Here is a 3,921-nt window from a genome sequence, read left to right as displayed (position 1 = left end):
GAGAGTCTGCCACATAGCCTGAACCGCCCGTTTACGAGGAACTCCCAATAGCTTTCCTACTTCTAGTGCGATCGCAACATTATCTTCTATAGCCACAGCACTAAATCCTTTCAGGTCTTCAGCCATCACGTCACTAGCATTAGCTGCAATCAATTTAGCGCCCCTTTGTTTAGCTTCCCTGTTGAGAATATCCAGTAATACAGGATTTGATTCAGCCGTGATCACAATACCATTTTCAGGAATAGTCACTGCTAGGGAATGGGCAATTTCTTCCAGAGTTTCCCCTAAATATTCTGGATGGTCGTAGCGAACATTAGTAATGATGCTAACGTGAGAGCGCATCACTTTTTTTTCCAGCCATTCCGCATAGACTGGGTTAATCGCCATACATTCCATCACCACCGCTTCTACCTGCTGGCGAAAAAAATAGCGCATCACTGCCACTTGCTCGTTAACATTGGCATAGCCTTTTCGCGGCCAAATAGACTCTTTACCATTGGGATGGAGAATATGGGTAGTGCTACCAGTAATCTTGCCAAACGTTTTATACCCTGCTGCCCTAACAACTGCTGCCACATAGCGGGTCACCGTGGACTTACCTCGAATGCCATTAACATGAACCCGATACAGAATTTGATCCCGTTTTTGACGAAATTGCCAATAGGAAACAAGTAAATATAAAATGTAGACTACCAAGCTGGCTAGAGTCAGTAAAAAAGGCAAAGCCTCCTTGAACATCTCAAACTTAAGCCTCCCAATGATTCACTACCAATATTTAAGACTGAGGCTGAAAAGCTCGAAAGGTTAGGTGCAGTTTCACTAGACCAGAGGTCCCAGTCAACCGTAAAAAGTCAAGGGCATGAGGCACCGAAAGCTGAATCGGATTGTTCAGATAATGGGGCTTTTCCCAACTGACACAGGCAAAGTCATCGAACATTGCTAGCCCCTTTCCTTCTTGGGGAGGATAGTGACGCAACCAGAGCATCACAGCACGAGGATTATCTCTTTTAGGATTGGCCACCTGCTCCTTTGGCTTATCCTCAGGCATTGCTAAGTCTACCACAATCCGTTCCCAGTCAAAAGTATGACCAGGGTGAGTAAATACAGTCCTATCCCCAAACCCTTGCTCCCCTTCACTGGCACGATAGCGGACTTTCAGCTCTATCGGACCGGCATTTTCCCCCCGTACATATCCCACCATCGTCAGGTCTTTCTGAGGGCGATCAAGGGCATCTCCAAATACCCGTATCCGATGACGAAAAGGAACCACAGCCACCTCACGATTGCGATGCGATCGCTCTAGACAAATCCCGGTGATACCTCGATAGGCTCCTTGATAACAGGGAAAGGATGTCTTCCCTGTCGTAGATACCCCCCAGCGGTTGAGGTCTTGTTCATTGGAGTCCATGTCCCAATCTTCTGCCTCACCAAACCCCATTAAATCCCGCCCTAAACGGAGTTGAGAGACGTCACCAGCGCTGACTTGCACCTGATATAGAGAGGCTTCACTCGGAGCCAGCCCCCGCAAATCCACTACTCCCCAGCCATCTTGATTGATCATGACCGGAACATCTATACTGTAGTCTTGAATACTGTAGTCTTGAATGCTGACATCAGACCCATCAGCCCCTTCCAGAGAAACCCAGCCCCGATTTAGATAGGGATAAACCAGCACTCCATCCTCAGAAAACTCCCCAATCCTCCGGATAAACCGATTGGCTAGGTCTCCCCCTATCAGTTGAGGACGATAGTCTTCCAAATAAATCGGAATAACCTGGAGCCTCCTCACCTCTTCATCCTCGATATCCACCAAGGCTACCAATTCCAGTAAGGTCTCCAGGCGATCGGAATCAAACACCAAGTTACCAAGGCTATAAAATAAAGGCACACCCTGACGAAACCCTAAGCCTTGAGCCACATGGGGATGGTGTCCCACCACTAGCCCTGCTCCAGCACTCGCCACTTGGTCTATCAGACCCCTCCCATAAGAAGTGGGGGCATAGGTGTATTCAGTACCAGTGTGGACTTGGACAATCGGGAAACGCCCTTGCTCTCGTTCCTGGGCAATTAGGGATTTTACTGTTGCTATGTCCCGCAAGTCTGCTGCACCCCCCTGATGGTCGCTAGCCACAAACTGTAGGGGTTCTCGATAGCGATCGCCTGCAATGGAGGTAAAGGAAAATAGGCTGTAATTGGTATTGCCCAATTGTCGGTGATCGGGTTCCTGGGCTGCATGTGGGGTAAGTCCAGCGCCACTGTAGGCCAGGCCAATAGTTTGTAACTGCTCCAGAGTGGTAGTCAAACCAGAAGCTAAGTAGTCCCAGAGGTGATTATTCCCTAGAGCGACATAATCAACCCCTAGTTTGCGCAGCTGGCGGACTGATTCAGGAAGGGTAAAAAAACTATAGGGTTTCGCCCAGTGGGGGGTCGTCGGGTCATCCAGGACAGGGGTTTCCAGATTGACACTACGAAAATCACTGACCTTAGCTTGGAACAGAGGCTGTAAACCTTCTAACACCTTGGCACTGCCCCGTCTCGGATGGGATGCTTGAATCAGCGCATCAGGGTTATTTTTAGGAATCCGATTGCGGGGGGTATTCTGTTCTGGGTCGAGAAACCGCCTACCCATTGCTACGTCTCCCCCGAACAGAAGCCTGGCCTCCGAATCTGTCCGTTTTACCAGGGCAATCGGCTCTACTTCCACTTCCGAAACTGTCAGGGGTAAGGCCAGAACTAGAGGAATCACTTCCTGGTAATAGTCAGGAGCATCAATTTCCAACAGGGCATTATGACGGGGCATCAACATAAAGCGATACTGCCCTGATGGATTAGTAATTGTTTCTGCTTGCCCTAGGCGAACCGGAATATTACCCAGAGGCATACCCCCCGTTCCCAGGATTGTTCCCTGCACCTGGAGGGGGGTATGGTGATACTGACGGCCTAGATTAATTTCTTGAACGACTAAGGTATTTAACCATTCCCGGAGAGACCAGGCTTGGGCTGATCCAGGGTAAGGCCATAAAGTGAAGCACAGGACTATTACAAAACAACAAACTCCTCCACCTACTGCACGGATAGTGAATTTTCTAGGCCACTTCCTAGGCCATTGCATCAGATTCGCCAGCATCTCCCTTAGTGCTACAATCCACATTTACCACTTCAAAATGTAGTATTTATAATTACAGCAATCAAAAGAAGAATCATGACTAAAAAAACCTCAAATAGAATCTAAAACAATGCCTTTATCATAGTTTAAGCTTGTAGCTGGTAGGGTGGGCAAAAACGTAAGCATTCAGCTGTCAGCCTTCAGTAATCAGCTATCAGCTATCAGCTATCAGTAATCAGCTTATGCCCGTAGCGCAATCGGTGCTTTTAGGCGCGCACCTATAGCGAATTTAATTATTAATGGGTCAAGCGCACCTTTGAATAAAATAAGCTGAAGGCTGACGGCTGACGGCACCTCAAGTAGCGTGGCCTACGGCCAATCACTGACGGCTGACGGCTGATAGCTGAATACTTACGCAAAAACAGTTTGGTTTTTTTTATAATTGTAAATTATATTACTTTTCTCTACCTACTTTAATCACTATTTTGTTTACACGCAAGTCCCTAAAACAATTCCGTGATCACAGTTTCAGGGCGCGGTATTATATCATGATTCGTGACTTAGTACAAAAATAAATATATAACGTTTCTGTCAAACTGGGGTCGTAAGCATTCAGCCGTCAGCCGTCAGTGGTCAGCTTATTGTATTCAAAAGCTGTTCGTAAAGTAGCGTGCCCATAGCGCTAATCGCTGATAGCTGATAGCTGATAGCTGATAGCTGATAGCTGATAGCTGATAGCTGATAGCTGATAGCTGATAGCTGATAGCTGATAGCTGATAGCTGATAGCTGATAGCTGATAGCTGATAGCTGATAG

The 3,921-nt window shown here is 47.4% G+C and carries 3 protein-coding genes; all 3 read right to left on the bottom strand.

What is annotated here, in order from left to right:
* On the bottom strand, positions 1-738 hold a 738-nt coding region (gene pgsB / locus F6K20_RS27915), incomplete at its 3' end, for a poly-gamma-glutamate synthase PgsB (RefSeq protein ID WP_287296848.1).
* Positions 739-775: 37 nt separating this feature from the next.
* Positions 776-3,151 carry a CapA family protein gene (locus F6K20_RS27910; RefSeq protein WP_008185598.1) on the bottom strand — a complete coding sequence of 792 codons (2,376 nt, stop codon included), beginning with the start codon at positions 3,149-3,151 and terminating at the stop codon, positions 776-778.
* Positions 3,152-3,402: 251 nt separating this feature from the next.
* Entirely contained in the window at positions 3,403-3,525 is a 123-nt protein-coding gene (locus F6K20_RS27905; protein WP_267875691.1) for a hypothetical protein, read from the bottom strand.
* Positions 3,526-3,921: the final 396 nt, after the last annotated feature.

Source organism: Moorena sp. SIO2C4, assembly GCF_010672485.1.
In the GTDB taxonomy this organism is placed as follows: Bacteria; Cyanobacteriota; Cyanobacteriia; order Cyanobacteriales; family Coleofasciculaceae; genus Moorena; species Moorena producens.
The sequence above is the reverse complement of the archived record's forward strand: the minus strand, read 5'-3'. Positions and strand labels throughout refer to the sequence as shown.

Bases quoted from the DNA above. Each gene is read 5' to 3' on its own strand.
- F6K20_RS27910 (WP_008185598.1), bottom strand. From the start codon at position 3,151: ATGTGGATTGTAGCACTAAGGGAGATGCTGGCGAATCTGATGCAATGG.